This is a genomic window from Mesobacillus jeotgali (genome assembly GCF_002874535.1).
GTDB lineage: Bacteria > Bacillota > Bacilli > Bacillales > Cytobacillaceae > Mesobacillus > Mesobacillus jeotgali.
On the sequence record NZ_CP025025.1, the window covers coordinates 4,536,108 to 4,552,226 of the forward strand.

General features: G+C 43.9%; 15 protein-coding genes and 2 tRNA genes. 15 read left to right on the forward strand and 2 right to left on the reverse strand.

From position 1 onward, the window contains the following. The 6 genes from yabN (at position 1) to CD004_RS22620 (ending at position 3,746) form a co-directional block, all read left to right on the forward strand. Positions 1-1,464: a bifunctional methyltransferase/pyrophosphohydrolase YabN gene (yabN, locus tag CD004_RS22595; RefSeq protein ID WP_102264811.1), complete on the forward strand. Its 1,464-nt coding sequence runs from the start codon at positions 1-3 to the stop codon at positions 1,462-1,464. Between the two features lie 39 nt (positions 1,465-1,503). Continuing rightward, positions 1,504-1,776 carry an RNA-binding S4 domain-containing protein gene (locus tag CD004_RS22600; protein WP_102264812.1) on the forward strand — a complete coding sequence of 91 codons (273 nt, stop codon included), beginning with the start codon at positions 1,504-1,506 and terminating at the stop codon, positions 1,774-1,776. Positions 1,777-1,863: 87 nt separating this feature from the next. Then, entirely contained in the window at positions 1,864-2,166 is a 303-nt protein-coding gene (yabP, locus tag CD004_RS22605) for a sporulation protein YabP (RefSeq protein WP_023613305.1), read from the forward strand. Next, a complete protein-coding gene (yabQ, locus tag CD004_RS22610) occupies positions 2,163-2,798 on the forward strand; it encodes a spore cortex biosynthesis protein YabQ (RefSeq protein WP_102264813.1) in 636 nt (211 codons plus the stop codon). Before yabP ends, yabQ begins: the two co-directional genes overlap by 4 nt. A gap of 22 nt (positions 2,799-2,820) precedes the next feature. Then, complete coding sequence (locus tag CD004_RS22615; RefSeq protein ID WP_102264814.1) at positions 2,821-3,219, forward strand: FtsB family cell division protein; 399 nt, start codon at positions 2,821-2,823, stop codon at positions 3,217-3,219. A gap of 74 nt (positions 3,220-3,293) precedes the next feature. Then, a complete protein-coding gene (locus CD004_RS22620) occupies positions 3,294-3,746 on the forward strand; it encodes a S1 domain-containing RNA-binding protein (RefSeq protein WP_023613302.1) in 453 nt (150 codons plus the stop codon). A gap of 520 nt (positions 3,747-4,266) precedes the next feature. Here CD004_RS22620 and CD004_RS22625 read toward each other — a convergent pair. Together CD004_RS22625 and CD004_RS22630 are read right to left on the reverse strand one after the other, a co-directional pair. Continuing rightward, positions 4,267-4,338: transfer RNA gene (locus CD004_RS22625), tRNA-Glu, on the reverse strand. An 8-nt stretch (positions 4,339-4,346) separates the two neighbouring features. After that, positions 4,347-4,420, reverse strand: a tRNA-Met gene (locus CD004_RS22630). Between the two features lie 276 nt (positions 4,421-4,696). On the opposite strand from CD004_RS22630, the gene spoIIE reads away from it, so the two are divergent. The 9 genes from spoIIE (at position 4,697) to CD004_RS22675 (ending at position 16,030) form a co-directional block, all read left to right on the forward strand. Further along, a complete protein-coding gene (spoIIE, locus tag CD004_RS22635) occupies positions 4,697-7,171 on the forward strand; it encodes a stage II sporulation protein E (RefSeq protein ID WP_102264815.1) in 2,475 nt (824 codons plus the stop codon). Positions 7,172-7,305: 134 nt separating this feature from the next. Beyond that, entirely contained in the window at positions 7,306-8,043 is a 738-nt protein-coding gene (locus CD004_RS22640) for a vWA domain-containing protein (protein ID WP_102264816.1), read from the forward strand. After that, the gene (locus tag CD004_RS22645) at positions 8,012-9,040 is read left to right on the forward strand and encodes a protein kinase domain-containing protein (RefSeq protein ID WP_102265210.1); all 1,029 of its coding nucleotides are present in this window, start codon (positions 8,012-8,014) and stop codon (positions 9,038-9,040) included. Before CD004_RS22640 ends, CD004_RS22645 begins: the two co-directional genes overlap by 32 nt. Positions 9,041-9,213: 173 nt before the next feature. Continuing rightward, positions 9,214-10,596 (forward strand): tRNA lysidine(34) synthetase TilS, encoded by a 1,383-nt coding sequence (tilS, locus tag CD004_RS22650; RefSeq protein WP_102264817.1) that lies wholly within the window; start codon positions 9,214-9,216, stop codon positions 10,594-10,596. Positions 10,597-10,623: 27 nt separating this feature from the next. Beyond that, positions 10,624-11,163, forward strand: coding sequence for a hypoxanthine phosphoribosyltransferase (gene hpt, locus CD004_RS22655; RefSeq protein ID WP_180321316.1), 540 nt, complete (start codon positions 10,624-10,626; stop codon positions 11,161-11,163). Positions 11,164-11,298: 135 nt separating this feature from the next. Next, positions 11,299-13,269, forward strand: a complete 1,971-nt coding sequence (gene ftsH, locus CD004_RS22660) for an ATP-dependent zinc metalloprotease FtsH (protein WP_102264819.1) — start codon at positions 11,299-11,301, stop codon at positions 13,267-13,269. A gap of 146 nt (positions 13,270-13,415) precedes the next feature. Beyond that, a complete protein-coding gene (locus CD004_RS22665; RefSeq protein ID WP_102265211.1) occupies positions 13,416-14,192 on the forward strand; it encodes a type III pantothenate kinase in 777 nt (258 codons plus the stop codon). Positions 14,193-14,245: 53 nt separating this feature from the next. Beyond that, positions 14,246-15,124: an Hsp33 family molecular chaperone HslO gene (gene hslO / locus CD004_RS22670; protein ID WP_102264820.1), complete on the forward strand. Its 879-nt coding sequence runs from the start codon at positions 14,246-14,248 to the stop codon at positions 15,122-15,124. Positions 15,125-15,145: 21 nt separating this feature from the next. Continuing rightward, positions 15,146-16,030: a peptidyl-prolyl cis-trans isomerase gene (locus tag CD004_RS22675; RefSeq protein WP_102264821.1), complete on the forward strand. Its 885-nt coding sequence runs from the start codon at positions 15,146-15,148 to the stop codon at positions 16,028-16,030. The last annotated feature ends 89 nt before the right edge of the window (positions 16,031-16,119 follow it).

A 16,119-nucleotide genomic window follows, 5' to 3' on the forward strand; every position in this document is an offset into this window, starting at 1 on the left:
ATGACAAACAAGATATTGATCATCGGACTGGGTGCGGGCGACCTTGACCAGCTGCCGCTTGGTGTATATAAAAAATTGAAACAGGAGAAAAACCTTTTTTTGCGGACAAAAGAGCATCCAGTTGTCGGGGAGCTCGAGAAGGAAGGATTACAGTTTGAATCCTTCGATGCCGTATATGAAAAACATGACCAGTTCGCGGCGGTTTATGAAGAGATAACAGAGTTTTTGCTTGCTGAAGCAGAAAAAACGCCCGTAACCTATGCGGTTCCTGGACATCCACTGATAGCTGAGCGTACAGTTCAGCTTTTGCTTGAGAGAGGGCCGCAACGTGGAACAGATATAGAAATCGGCGGCGGCCAGAGTTTTCTTGACGCCATGTTCCAGTCCCTGGCGATTGACCCGATCGAAGGTTTCCAGCTGCTTGACGGCACCGCGCTGTCAAAAGAGGATTTACTGCTAAAGAGCCACACAATTATCGGGCAGGTGTATGATGCGTTCGTTGCCTCTGACGTCAAGCTGACGCTTATGGAAAAATTGCCTGATGATTATGAGGTATTCATCGTGACAGCGGCCGGAAGCAGTGAAGAGGTCATCAAAAAAGTTCCTTTATATGAACTCGACAGGGAGATGGAGCTAAGCAATTTGACATCTGTTTATGTTCCTCCTGTTAAAAATGAGCAAATTTTATACAAGGATTTTCTGAAGCTGCGTGGAATTATATCAGAACTGCGCGGTCCGAATGGCTGTCCGTGGGATAAGAAGCAGACACATCAATCATTAAAGAAGTACTTGATTGAAGAATCATATGAATTGCTAGAGGCAATCGACAATGATGATATCGACAATATGATCGAAGAGTTGGGGGATGTGCTGCTTCAAGTCATGCTGCATGCGCAGATTGGTGAGGATGAGGGCTATTTTACCATCGATGATGTCATTGAAGGCCTGTCTGCAAAAATGGTCCGCAGGCATCCTCATGTGTTCGGTGACAAAACAGCTGAAAATGAAGCTGAGGTCTTGAAAAACTGGCAAGAGATCAAGGAGCAGGAAAAAGGCGGTGCCGTAAAATCGATGCTGGAGGGAGCCGGCAAAGGGCTTCCGAATCTGCTTAAGGCATATGAGCTGCAAAAGGAAGCCGCTAAAGTAGGGTTCGACTGGAAGACGGTGGCCCAGATCCTTGATAAGGTAAAGGAAGAAATTGAAGAGCTTTCAGAAGAAATCACTACAAATGGCATTCAGGAAGATATCCAGTTGGAGTACGGGGATCTATTGTTCGCGCTCGTCAACTTCGCAAGGCATTATGACATCAATCCTGAAGAGGCACTGAACAAGGCCAACCGGAAGTTCATGCGCCGCTTTGCCTTTATCGAACAAAAAGCAGCTGAGAATGGCCAGAGTGTCGATGATTATACATTGGATGAATTAGATGCTTTCTGGGAAGAAGCGAAAACACAAGGACTATAAGGTAAATCAAACCAATAAAGAAAAAGGGGTTTAATTAAGATGAGGCTGGATAAATTCTTAAAAGTATCAAGATTAATTAAAAGAAGAACATTGGCGAAGGAAGTATCCGATCAAGGAAGGATCTCTATCAACGGTGTGCCGGCGAAAGCGAGTACGAATGTAAAAGCGGGCGATGAACTGGCGATCCGTTTTGGACAAAAAATCGTCTCTGCAAGAATTGAACGAATCCAGGAAACATCCCGTAAGGATGAAGCAGCAGGAATGTATACCCTTCTCGGGGAAGAACGTATCCCAGGGGACGATGAAGAGTAAAACATCCATCCTGTGAAGGCTTGTTCTATTCTCCCTTATCCAATCATAAACATGTACAAAAGTGCATTATGATTGTGAGGGGTAATGATGAGCCAATACTATGAAACGAACCAGACAAAAAGTAATTTGCCAGACCACGATTTAGTGATGAGAGGCAGACGGACACTTGATATTACGGGAGTAAAGCAGGTTGAAAGCTTTGACAATGAAGAATTTTTACTAGAGACTGTCATGGGATTCCTTGCGATCAAGGGCCAGAACCTCCAGATGAAAAACCTGGATGTCGACAAAGGCATTGTATCGATCAAGGGGAAAATCTTCGATCTGGTCTATCTAGATGACCAGCATGGGGAGAAAGCTAAAGGCTTCTTTAGCAAGTTATTCCGATGACATTGTCGACCCAATTTTTGACGATGCTCGCCATGATTGGGATGGGCAGCTTATTCGGAGCTTCACTTGATACACATAATCGTTTTTTGAAAAGGTCAAAACGAAAGTCGTGGATTGTCTTTATCAATGACATCTTGTTTTGGGTGTTCCAGGGTCTGTCGATATTTTATGTCTTATTTTCAGTGAATATGGGAGAATTGCGTTTTTATATCTTCCTGGCATTGTTATGCGGCTTTGCAGCGTACCAGAGTCTTTTAAAAAATATGTATCTCAAGTTGCTTGAGCGGGCCATTGCCATCACAATCAACGTGTATGTATTTATCGTGAAGGCGATCAGGATGCTTGTGATTAGGCCTCTCCAGTTTCTGGCTGCCACCGCCTTATCACTATTGCTTTTGACGGGAAGGGGCCTTTATGTTCTAGGAAAATGGCTTCTTGCCGTTTTACTATGGCTGTTAAACAATTTCATTTGGAAACCAGTTAAGATGATATTTTTACTTTTTTGGAAACTTTTGCCGAAAACAGTTAAAAAAAGCGTCGAGAAGTTATATAATAAATTGGCAGGATTTCTAAATATAGTAAAGAATTATTCTACTAAGCCGATAAAATGGATAAAGAACTTAAAAAAATAAATTATAAGGAGGACTGCGGGGAATGGGTGTCATCAGGAAAAAGAACATAGCCAGGATTGAAAATCAATATGTACAGCAGCGTGAAAAAGCAGGTATTGCAGAATCTAGAAAGCGAAAACTGCTTTTCAGGCGCCTCGCAGTCTTTGCTCTCTTCGCATCAATCATCTCTTATTTGATGATCTCAACGTACATTTCCCAGTCTGCGGCCCTCGAAAAGAAGCAGGCGGAAAAGGAACAGTTTGAACAAAAATTAGCAAGTCTTCAAAAGAAGCAGGAGATTCTGGATGAGGAAATCGTCAAATTAAACGATGATGAATACATAGCAAAGCTTGCCCGCAAAGAATATTTCCTGTCCGAAAAGAATGAAATCATCTTTAACCTTCCCAAAGAGAAAAAGGACTCCCAAGATTCGCCTTATTGACACTCTTTTTTGATATTCTGTATAATATAATGTAAGTTTGATTTTTTATATCTTTAAGGAGGCAAAACTTTTTTATGTCAATCGAAGTAGGCAGCAAGCTACAGGGAAAGGTAACAGGTATTACAAATTTCGGGGCGTTTGTGGAACTGCCGGGAGGCTCAACTGGACTGGTCCATATCAGTGAGGTTGCAGACAACTATGTAAAAGACATTAATGACCACCTCAAAGTGGGCGACCAGGTTGAAGTAAAGGTTATCAATGTTGAAAAAGACGGTAAAATCGGTTTATCTATCAAGAAGGCTGTTGATAGACCAGAACGACCTGCAAGACCAGAAAGATCTGAATCAAGACCTTACTCTCAACGTCCACCACGCGGCGGCGGAAGAGGACACGACAACCGCAATGCCCGTCCGGAAAATTTCGAATCAAAAATGGCGAAATTCTTGAAGGACAGTGAAGACCGCCTGTCTTCTCTAAAACGCGCAACCGAATCTAAGCGCGGCGGAAGAGGAGCTAGAAGAGGGTAACTTGCTGCTAAATGAATATATATAATAGCAGGAATCATGCTATACCAAGACAAGTCTATTAAAGGGCTTGTCTTTTTGTTTTGCTTAAGGAGGGTTGCATTGCCCGAAAATCAGTGTGGAAGTGAATTTGGGTAAAAGGAAAGGCGTTGCATTGCCCGAAAACCAGTGCGGAAGTAGATTTGGGTAAAAGGAAAGGTGCTGCATTGCCCGAAAACCAGTGAGGAAGTGGATTTAGGTAAAAGGAGAGGTGTTGCATTGCCCGAAAATCAGTGCGGAAGTGAATTTGGGTAAAAGGAAAGGCGTTGCATTGCCCGAAAACCAGTGCGGAAGTAGATTTGGGTAAAAGGAAAGGCTTTGCATTGCCCGGAAACCAGTGAGGAAGTGGATTTGGGTAAAAGCAGAGTGTCTGCATTGCCCCAAAATGCGCAAGAAAGAGAAAGGGGTAAAAGCAAAGTCCTTGCAATGACTGGAAATACTAAAAAACCTCGCTCCTTAAAAAGGAACGAGGTTTTTTGTGTGATGACCCCTACGGGATTCGAACCCGTGTTACCGCCGTGAAAGGGCGGTGTCTTAACCGCTTGACCAAGGGGCCGTAATAAGTAGCGGCGGAGGGGATCGAACCCCCGACCTTACGGGTATGAACCGTACGCTCTAGCCAGCTGAGCTACACCGCCATATTGATAATGTGTTTTGAGGCACAAGAAATATAATACATAGATATTAAAATAGTGTCAATGGATTTTTAAAATAAAAGATGAAAATATTAATAGGTAAATTTTAGCGGAGTTTGGCGTGGTGGTTAAAATAATCCGTGGTATTTCGAGTAATTGCTTTATTTTCGGGGAAATGCGTCGAACGAAACTTTCATGCTTGTCCTTATTTTTGACAAACTTCTGGATTGCTCCCTTTTATAATAATCAGCAACGATAAAAAAACGGGGAGTGTATTTAATGCAAAAGGTAGAAAGGAACATGATGGAACCGATCGGTGAAGTTCATCTCGAGGAATCACGATTCAGGTTTGCAAAAGGCATGTCGAAGCTGCAATCCAAAATTGAGAACCTTTTCCTGAAAAAAGGCTATATCTTTCTGATTATTGGATTCTTGCTTGGCCGTGCCTTGATACTGGCTCAGTTGACCCCTTTTAGCCTTCCATTTTTTGCAGCTGTGTATTTGATCCGCAAAGACCGTGCACCTATTGCGCTGTTTGGATTGGTTGCTGGAGCTGCAACATTGTCATTTACTGACGCCGTCTTTACGTTTGGATCTGTATTCTTATTTTTACTGTTATACAAGCTGACGAAAAAATGGATCCAGAATTCTATGAAAGTCCTTCCGTTTTATATATTTTTCACTATTTTAATAGGCAAGATGTTGAAAGTTCTTATTTTGTCAGGAAATATCACTTTGTATGAGGGAATGATGACCGGAGTCGAAGCTGGCCTAGGCCTTGTGTTGACATTCATCTTCATGCAAAGCATCCCATTGATGACAGCAAGCAAGCGCAAGCAGTCATTGAAAACGGAGGAAATAGTCTGTTTGATCATCATGCTTGCTTCAGTGATGACAGGAACAATTGGTTGGACAATCTATGATTTGTCGGTAGAGCACGTAATGTCCCGTTATCTGGTCCTCATATTCTCATTTGTCGCCGGAGCCACAGTGGGTTCCACAGTCGGTGTCGTAACAGGATTGATCTTCAGTCTCGCGAACGTGTCGAGTTTTTACCATATGAGCCTGCTGGCCTTTGCTGGTTTGCTTGGCGGCTTGCTAAAAGAGGGAAGGAAACCAGGGGTGGCACTTGGATTGTTTATTGCCACACTGTTAATCGGTATGTATGGCGAGGGCGGAGGCGCGCTCGGCCAGACGCTGACCGAATCTGCGGCGGCAGTGTTGCTGTTCTTTCTTACTCCTCAATCACTTACGTCAAAAATCGCAAAACATATTCCAGGTACACCAGAGTATTCGGCCGAGCAGCAGCAATATATGAGAAAAATGAGGGATGTTACTGCACAGCGTGTCGTCCAGTTTTCGAATGTATTTGAAGCTCTGTCGAAAAGCTTCACAACTCTGCAGGTGCAGGATGAAACTCTAGAAACTGATCGCGATATGGATTATTTCTTGAGCAATGTGACAGAGAAAACGTGCCAGACATGCTTTAAGAAAGACCATTGCTGGACAAGGAACTTTAATACAACCTATGACTATATGAGTGAGATTATGCAGGAGATGGACCAAAATTCTGGTGCAGTGCCGCAAAAACTTTCCCGCGAATGGGACAAGCATTGCACTAGGTCGAAAAAGGTAATGGAAATCATGCAGCAGCAGTTGACCTATTATCAGGCGAATAAAAAACTCAAGAAACAAGTCCAGGAAAGCAGGCGGCTTGTGGCTGACCAATTGCTTGGTGTTTCAGAGGTAATGGGGGATTTCGCTAAGGAGATTCAGCGTGAACGCGAGAACCACTCGAAACAAGAAGAACAAATACTCGACGCCCTCCGGGAGTTCGGCATCCATATCGAGCATGTGGAAATCTACAGTCTGGAACAGGGGAATGTGGATATTGACATGACGATACCATATTGCCAGGGACATGGTGAATGTGAAAAGTTAATCGCACCAATGCTTTCCGATATCCTTCAAGAAAATATCGTAGTCAATTCAGAAGAATGTTCGACATTTCCGAATGGTTTTTGCCATGTGACATTCCGGTCTGCAAAAGCCTATGCAGTGTCTACAGGCGTGGCGCATGCGGCTAAGGATGGGGATCTCATTTCAGGAGACAGTTATTCAACCATTGAGCTGAGCGGAGGGAAGTATGCGATTGCCATCAGTGACGGAATGGGCAATGGTGAAAGAGCTCATTCCGAAAGCAGGGATACTTTATTACTGCTTCAGCAAATCCTGCAATCTGGTATTGAAGAAAAAGTAGCAATCAAATCAGTGAACTCGATCTTATCATTAAGGACAACCGATGAAATTTTCTCCACCCTCGACTTAGTCATGATCGACCTGCAAAACGCTTCTGCACGTTTCTTAAAAATTGGTTCGACGCCAAGCTTCATCAAACGTGGCGGAAAAGTAATGAAGGTGCAGGCGAGCAATTTGCCGATGGGAATATTGCAAGAGTTCGAGGTAGATGTTGTCGGCGAACAGCTGAAAGCAGGTGATCTGCTGGTGATGATGAGCGATGGCGTATTCGAAGGCCCTAAGCATGTTGAAAACTATGATTTATGGATGAAACGGAAAATCAATGAACTTCAGACAGACGATCCGCAGGCAATCGCAGACTTGATCATGGAGGAAGTCATCCGTTCTCGAGATGGTTCGATTGAGGATGACATGACCGTCGTCGTCGCAAAAATCGATCACAATATCCCGAAATGGGCTTCAATCCCGGCGACCAATTATCAAAAGAGAGCTTAACAGCTTATTTTGCTCGATCTGCTCGTTCTTTATGTATAAAACCCCTCAGCTTCGTCGAAAATGATAACAAATTTATTATAGGCTTCTCTCTTTTACTAGATTGTAAAAATTGAGCCTGGAAGTGAGGGGATTGCATGAAAACAGGTACAATCAGGCAAATATTGCTCATTACGGATGGCTGCTCAAACCAGGGTGAAGACCCGATTGCAATGGCTGCACTGGCCAAGGAGCAGGGGATTACAGTCAATGTCATTGGTGTGATGGAACAGGATGTTATAGATGAACAGGGCATGACAGAAATTGAGGGAATCGCTTTATCCGGCGGCGGTGTCAGCCAGATCGTGTATGCGCAGCAATTATCGCAAACAGTCCAGATGGTAACAAGGAAAGCGATGACCCAGACTCTGCAGGGAGTAGTGAACAAGGAACTTCAGCAAATCCTTGGTGGCGGCCGGACAGTGGAAGATCTTCCGCCGGAGCAGCGTGGTGAAGTTATGGAGGTTGTGGACGAGCTTGGAGAGACAGTCGAGCTGGATGTGTTGATTCTTGTCGATACAAGCGCAAGCATGAAGCACAAGCTTCCTACCGTAAAAGAAGCCCTGCTGGACTTGAGTTTAAGCCTGAATGCGAGGTCAGGGGATAATCGTTTCTCTGTATTTGTATTTCCCGGGAAAAGAAATGATGTCGAAAAACTGCTGGATTGGACCCCGAAGCTTGAGTCGCTCACAAGCATTTTCGCCAAGCTGACGACAGGAGGAATCACGCCAACAGGTCCTGCCCTTCGCGAAGCACTTTCCCATTTCAATAAAAAACGATCTTTAAGGAGCCTATTATCCGGTGATGATGAATCCTTCTTTGAAGAATCTGTGTAAGGTCATTCCTGGTACGATCATTGAAGGGAAATGGCATCACAATCGATATATAATCATAAAAGAGCTTGGTTTTGGAGCGAATGGGATTGTTTATCTCGCAAGGTCCAATAATACACAAGTAGCATTGAAAATGAGTGACAATGGAATGTCGATCACTTCTGAGGTCAATGTGTTGAAATCTTTTGCCAAGGTCCAGGGATCTGCCCTCGGGCCTTCTTTGCTGGATGTGGATGATTGGGAACGTCCGGGCAAAAAGGTCAGCTTTTATGCGATGGAATTCATTAAAGGACCAGATTTCCTCGCTTTCCTGCAGCAAAAAGGACCAGACTGGACAGGCGTGATGATACTCCAACTGCTTGCTGATTTGCAGCTGCTCCATGAAAATGGCTGGGTATTTGGAGATTTGAAGCCTGATAACTTGATTGTGACTGGTCCCCCGGCAAGGATACGATGCATAGATGTCGGCGGTACGACGATGCAAGGGAGGTCGATTAAAGAGTTCACCGAATTCTTCGACCGGGGCTATTGGGGACTTGGCAGCAGGAAAGCAGAACCAGGATATGACTTATTCGCTGTCGGTATGATCATGGTAAACACTGCATATCCGAAAAGGTTTACGAAAAAGACTGGCGGAATAGGCGAAATCATGGATAAAGTGAAACAAAGCCGGGAATTGAAGAATTATGAAAAGGTAATCTATAACGCGCTTGCAGGCAAATACCAATCAGCCAAGGAAATGCGGTCAGAGCTGCTGCAGGTCCATCAGCCAGGTTCAGCTTCGAAGAAAAGTACCGTACAGCATAAGGCAGTGCCGCAAAAGCAAGCACAACAACATATAAATCCAAGCCCATCCAGGGCAAAATCAAGTTCGGCTGGCCGTCAAACAAGGAAGGGATACAATAAGAAAAAGAAGAAATCCTCGGTCCTTGAAACAGTCACCATCATACTAATTATCTCTTTATTATATTTTTTCTATATTTATAGCCAGATCACCTGATTTTTTGAAACTTTTTGCCGCTTAGTCCGTACATAAGGGATACAGCTCTGTTTTTTGAAAAAAGAAGGTTGAAAGTGTTAAGCTGAATAAAATAAACCTTGTTATTTAGAAGATTAATGTTTTGCCGGCATGGGTATAGTCTTAAACCGGCAATACAAGTAAGGAAGAACAAGATGATTGAAAAAAAGGTAAAAGCCTTCCTAGAAAGGCATGGTTTTCAGCTGAATAACATGTCCATTGCAGTTGGGGTTTCTGGAGGACCGGACTCGCTCGCACTGCTCCACTTTTTATCAGAACAGCGGGAACGGAATTCTCTAAAGATTGTAGCTGTCCACGTGGACCATATGTTCCGTGGTGATGAGTCTTATCAGGATGCCCTGTTTGTGCAAGGTTTTTGTAAAAATCGGGATATCCCTTTTGAGATGAAGAGAATCGATGTGCCGGTCTATATGCGCGAGACAGGGCTAAGCTCCCAGCAGGCTGCCCGTGCGTGCCGATACAGCTTTTTCGAGCAAGTTATGGAAAAGCATCAGCTTCAGTACCTTGCATTGGGCCATCATGGGGATGACCAGGTTGAAACGGTATTGATGAGGCTCACGAGGGGAAGTTCCGGAAAAGCAAGGGCAGGCATGCCTTTTTCGCGGAAATTTGGTCCGTTCACGATTTTCAGGCCATTTTTATGCCTGGCAAAAGAGGAATTGGAAGAGTATTGCTCCGTGAAACTTTTGAAGCCAAGAATTGACCCAAGCAATGAGAAGGCATACTATAGCAGGAATCGTTTCAGAAAATCCGTTCTCCCTTTTTTAAAAGAAGAGAATCCGGCGGTCCATGAGCACTTCCAGCGATTCAGCGAGGAACTGCAGATGGATGAGGAGTATCTTATTGAATTAACTAGCGAAGAATTGAATAAAGTAATGAAGAAAGAGGACAAAAGGATAACGATTAGTATTAGTTCCTTTCAGGAAATGCCAATGCCTTTACAAAGAAGAGGGATTAAACTAATATTAAATTATCTTTACAATGATCGACCTGCTTCTCTTTCCGCTATACATATTGAAAAGATTTTTTCAATAATTCGCAATCCCCATCCATCTGGAACTCTTGATTTCCCCAGCGGTTTAAGAATCATACGATCGTATGGAAATTGCCACTTTGAACTGAATCCGCCAGAAAGGCAAAGCTATCGCTTCGAATTATCGGGGCCAGATCAGCTGAGGTTGCCAAATGGTGGGGTCATTGACGCTCAATTGCTCAATGGTGCTCATGAAAGGGAATTTTCCAATGATTGTTTTATCGTTGACCTGGAGCAAACAGGAACTCCGTTGATCATCCGGACAAGGCGAAATGGCGACCGGATATCATTAAAGGGGATGACGGGTTCAAAAAAGGTAAAGGATATTTTCATCGACATGAAAATTCCATTAGCCCAAAGAGATGAATGGCCAATTGTCACAGACAGGGAAGGCAGGATTCTTTGGCTTCCAGGCATGAAAAAATCGAACCATGAATCAACAGAAGGAAACAGGTTATTACTATTAACTTATATAAAGTATTGATATCTTCCAGGGGGCACAAGGATCATGATGAAAAATGATATTGAAAAGGTATTGTTTACAGAAGAGGAAATCCAGGAAAAGACCAGGCAGTTGGCGGCTCAATTAACTGATGAGTACCAGGACCGCTTTCCACTGGCAATTGGTGTTTTAAAAGGTGCAATGCCATTCATGGGCGACCTGTTAAAGCGCATGGATACGTATCTTGAGATGGACTTCATGGATGTTTCCAGCTATGGAAATGCCATGGTATCTTCCGGAGAGGTGAAAATCCTAAAGGACCTCGATACTTCAGTAGAAGGAAGAGACATCCTGATCATCGAGGACATCATCGACAGCGGTTTGACTCTCAGCTATCTAGTTGAGCTATTCAAATACCGTAAGGCGAAATCAATCAAAATCGTCACTCTTCTTGATAAACCAACAGGAAGGAAAGCCGATATTACAGCCGACTATGTTGGGTTCATCGTTCCTGATGAGTTTGTTGTCGGATATGGTCTTGATTACGCAGAAAAATACCGTAACCTGCCATATATCGGTGTTCTGAAGCCAGAAGTATATTCAAATTAATACGGTTACAATTTAGTGAATGAAATTTCACATTTCGGGTAAGAAGCAAATATTCTGAATGTTAATTTCTTGTATTAGCATAATTTGCTATGATACTATTTAGTATAGTTTGTCTACCGTGGGAGGAGGTAAGGGATGAATCGGATCTTCCGTAATACCATCTTTTATTTATTGATATTTTTAGTCATTATCGGAGTTGTGAGTTTCTTCAATGGCAATAACCAGCCAACAGAACCAATCTCTTACGATAAATTCATGCAGGAACTAGAGGCGGGCAATGTTGAAGGTGATTTGACGCTGCAGCCTGAACGTGGTGTGTATGAAGTAAGAGGCCAGTTGGAAGGCCAGGAAGAAGGAAAAGGCTTCATCACATATGTCTGGAACAATCCAGAGACTCTTAACAGAATCGAGCAAGCAGCTGAAGCTGCAAATGTAGAGATTTTGCCTGCTAAGGAAACAAGCGGATGGGTAACGTTCTTTACGTCCATCATTCCGTTTATCATCATTTTCATTCTGTTCTTCTTCTTGCTGAACCAGGCTCAGGGCGGCGGAAGCCGTGTCATGAACTTCGGCAAGAGCAAAGCGAAGCTTTATAACGAAGAAAAGAAGAAAGTCCGCTTCAAGGATGTCGCGGGTGCAGATGAAGAAAAGCAAGAGCTTGTCGAGGTCGTTGAATTCCTGAAAGACCCTCGTAAATTCGCTGACCTTGGGGCACGTATTCCAAAAGGAATCCTTTTGGTTGGACCTCCGGGTACTGGTAAGACTTTGCTTGCCCGTGCTGTTGCAGGGGAAGCTGGTGTGCCATTCTTCTCAATCAGTGGTTCCGACTTCGTAGAAATGTTTGTCGGTGTCGGTGCATCACGTGTACGTGATTTATTCGAAACAGCTAAAAAGAATGCCCCATGTATCATATTCATCGATGAAATTGATGCAGTAGGCCGCCAGCGTGGCGCTGGTCTTGGCGGAGGGCATGATGAGCGTGAACAGACGCTTAACCAGTTGCTTGTAGAAATGGACGGATTCGGTGCCAACGAAGGGATCATCATCGTAGCCGCTACCAACCGCCCTGATATCCTTGACCCAGCATTGCTGCGTCCTGGGCGTTTCGACCGCCAGATCACAGTTGACCGTCCTGATGTAACAGGCCGTGAAGCTGTATTGAAGGTACATGCTAGAAATAAGCCGTTGGATGAATCGGTTAACTTAAAAAGTATTGCTGCCCGTACCCCAGGTTTCTCTGGAGCGGACCTAGAAAACTTATTGAACGAAGCTGCGCTTGTTGCAGCGAGGAGAGATAAGAAGAAGATAGACATGGAGGATCTGGATGAAGCAACAGACCGCGTCATAGCCGGTCCTGCCAAGAAGACTCGTGTCATATCCAAGAAAGAAAGAAATATTGTTGCATTCCATGAAGCTGGCCATACCGTCATCGGGGTTGTCCTTGATGAAGCGGAAATGGTCCATAAGGTAACGATTGTCCCTCGCGGACAGGCCGGTGGATACGCCGTCATGCTTCCTAAGGAAGACCGTTACTTCATGACAAAGCCAGAGCTTCTTGACAAAATCACTGGTCTCCTTGGCGGCCGTGTAGCTGAAGAAATCGTCTTTGGTGAAGTAAGCACAGGTGCACACAATGACTTCCAGCGTGCGACAGGCATTGCTAGAAGAATGGTTACTGAATTCGGTATGAGTGATAAGCTCGGTCCATTACAGTTCGGTCAGGCACAGGGGCAAGTATTCTTAGGCCGTGACTTGAACAATGAGCAAAACTACTCAGACAAGATCGCATATGAAATCGACCTTGAAATTCAGACAATCATTAAGGAAAGTTATGCAAGAGCGAAAAAGCTGCTAACAGAGCATCGTGATAAGCTTGATATAATTGCGAACACATTGTTAGAGGTTGAAACCCTTGATGCAGAACAAATCAAGCATTTGATCGACCATGGCCGTCTTCCTGACCGCAAAGTCAGTGTTGAGAATGATGACATGAAAGTAACGATCAATAAGAAAAAAGATGAGATGCCTGCAATCGAAGAGACTGATAAGAAAGTTGACTCAGTCATCGAAGATCCAAAGGCTATCGATGAAAATCCAAAAGAATAGAATTTATGAAGCAGGTGCTCTTAGCGGGGCACCTGTTTCTTTTCTTTGGATTAATAGTGGTTTACTTTGTTTAGTGAATTCCTGGCGATTATGATATGATATTTTCAGTATTGATCCAGAAAACTATAAATAAGTTGGTGAATAGCTTGATTTTTGTTTTTGACGTCGGGAATACAAATATCGTGTTAGGTGTTTATGATAAAGAAGAGTTAAAGCACCATTGGAGAATAGAAACGAACCGTCATAGAACGGAAGATGAATTTGGCATGATCGTCAAAAATCTTTTTGACCATGTTGATCTTTCTTTTTCAGATATTGATGGAATCATTATATCGTCTGTAGTGCCGCCGATCATGTTCTCGCTTGAGCGGATGTGCCAGAAGTACTTCCACCGCAAACCGTTGGTCGTCGGTCCTGGAATTAAGACCGGACTGGACATTAAATATGAAAATCCAAGAGAAGTCGGAGCGGACCGTATCGTCAATGCGGTTGCGGCGATACACGAATACGGTAGCCCGCTGGTCATTGTCGACTTTGGTACAGCTACAACTTACTGCTATATCAATGAGCATAATCAATATATGGGTGGAGCGATTGCGCCGGGGATCGGCATCTCCACGGAGGCCCTCTATTCAAGGGCAGCAAAGCTTCCGCGTATTGAAATCAGCAGACCGGATGACGTGGTTGGAAAGAATACAGTTTCGGCGATGCAAGCTGGCATACTGTATGGATATGTTGGACAAGTAGAGGGAATAGTTAAACGGATGAAAGATAAGAGTAAAGTACCTCCTAAAGTGATCGCGACAGGCGGCCTGGCAAATTTAATTGCCCAGGAATCAAATATCATCGATGCCGTGGATCCATTTTTAACGTTAAAGGGATTGCAGCTTATCTATAAGCGCAATATCGAAAAACACAATTAAGCTTCCTAAAAGAGAGGATGCATACAATTTCACAGCACGAAGGGAGTAGAAAAATGAGTGATTATTTAGTAAGAGCACTAGCTTTTGACGGGCAGGTCAGAGCATATGCAACAAAAACGACAGAAACAGTTGGGGAAGCACAGCGCCGCCATTATACATGGCCTGTAGCATCTGCCGCACTTGGCCGGACAATGACAGCGGGCGTAATGATGGGTGCGATGCTCAAGGGCGATGATAAATTGACAATCAAGATTGAGGGCGGAGGCCCGCTTGGACTCATCCTTGTGGACAGCAATGCCAAAGGTCAGGTAAGGGGCTATGTATCGAATCCCCATGTCCACTTCGACTTGAACGAACACGGCAAGCTTGATGTAAGACAAGGCGTTGGTACAGACGGAACACTTACAGTCGTGAAGGATTTGGGGTTGCGCGACTATTTTACAGGACAGGTGCCGATTGTATCAGGTGAGCTTGGAGAGGACTTCACGTATTACTTCGCAACATCTGAACAGGTCAATTCTTCAGTTGGTGTAGGTGTATTGGTTAATCCTGATAACTCCATCAAGGCAGCGGGAGGATTCATCATCCAGCTGATGCCTGGGACAACAGAAGAAACGATTACAGCGATCGAACAGCGGTTGCAATCGCTTCCGCCAGTATCAAAGCTGATCGAAAAAGGACTATCTCCTGAAGAATTGCTGGAAGAATTGCTTGGAAAAGAGAACGTTAAAGTCCTTGATACAATGCCGGTTAATTTTGAGTGTAATTGCTCGAAGGACCGGTTCAGCAATGCGCTGATCAGCCTAGGCACAGAAGAAATCCGTGATATGATCGAAAAAGAGGGACAGGCAGAAGCGCATTGCCATTTCTGCAACGAAAAGTACATGTTCACAAAAGAGGAACTGGAAGAGATAGAGAAAGAAGCGAAATAAGCGATATCTGGGGGAAGAGAAGTGGAAAAAAAGCAGCTTTGGTACATTATTGCCGGGTTAGCCATTTTGAACGCGATAACTCTTGTGATGCTGATAGCCAAGCCTGCTATCCTCGAGGGGAACAAGGAAACTGTGGCGGAAATTGGCAAGGAGTCAATCACACGCCAGGAGTGGCTGACTGAGCTTGAAGAAAGATACGGGCAAGAAACTCTAAGGGACCTGATTGACCAGTCAGTTGTCAAACAAATGGCGGATGAATATAACATCAAAGTTTCTGACGAGGCCGTAGAGCGTGAATTGACAATATATAAAGCGATGTATTCTTCAGCTGGCAATGAGCCAAAAACCGAAGAAAGCTGGAAGCAGCAAATTAAATACAGTCTGCTGCTCGAAGAGCTTCTAACAAAGGATGTTAAAGTGTCAGAAGAAGATATGAAGTCTTTTTATGAACAGAATAATAGCCTGTTTGACATACCTGCATCCTACCATCTGTCGCAAATAATCGTCGAAACGAAAAAAGAAGCTGACTCAGCGGTGAAAGAGCTGAAAGATGGTTCCAGTTTCACTGCTCTCGCGATGGAGCGTTCGATCGACGAGTTTTCGGCAAATGAAGGAGGAGACATCGGCTTTGTTACCGAAGAAGACGAACTTGTTTCCCCAGAGGTAGTCGATGCAGCGAAATCGCTGAAACCTGAAGAATGGACAGGCCCTGTTAAAGTGGAAAACGGTTATGCAATAGTTTATCTTCATGAAAAACTAGAAGGAAAGAAGTATAGCTTTAGCGAAGTCGAGAACCAGATTCGCAGACAGATTGCCCTTGAACAAATGGACATACCTGTTTCTGCACGGGCGTTCTGGAATGATGCTGAAGTAAGCTGGTTTTATGGTGAAAGTAGTAAAAAATAGTTTTCTAGCACTGGTTAATTGACCGGTGCTTTTTGTTTAGAGTCTTTAAAATAGGTTAGTTTAAAAAGGATGGGCAAAAGACTGATTTT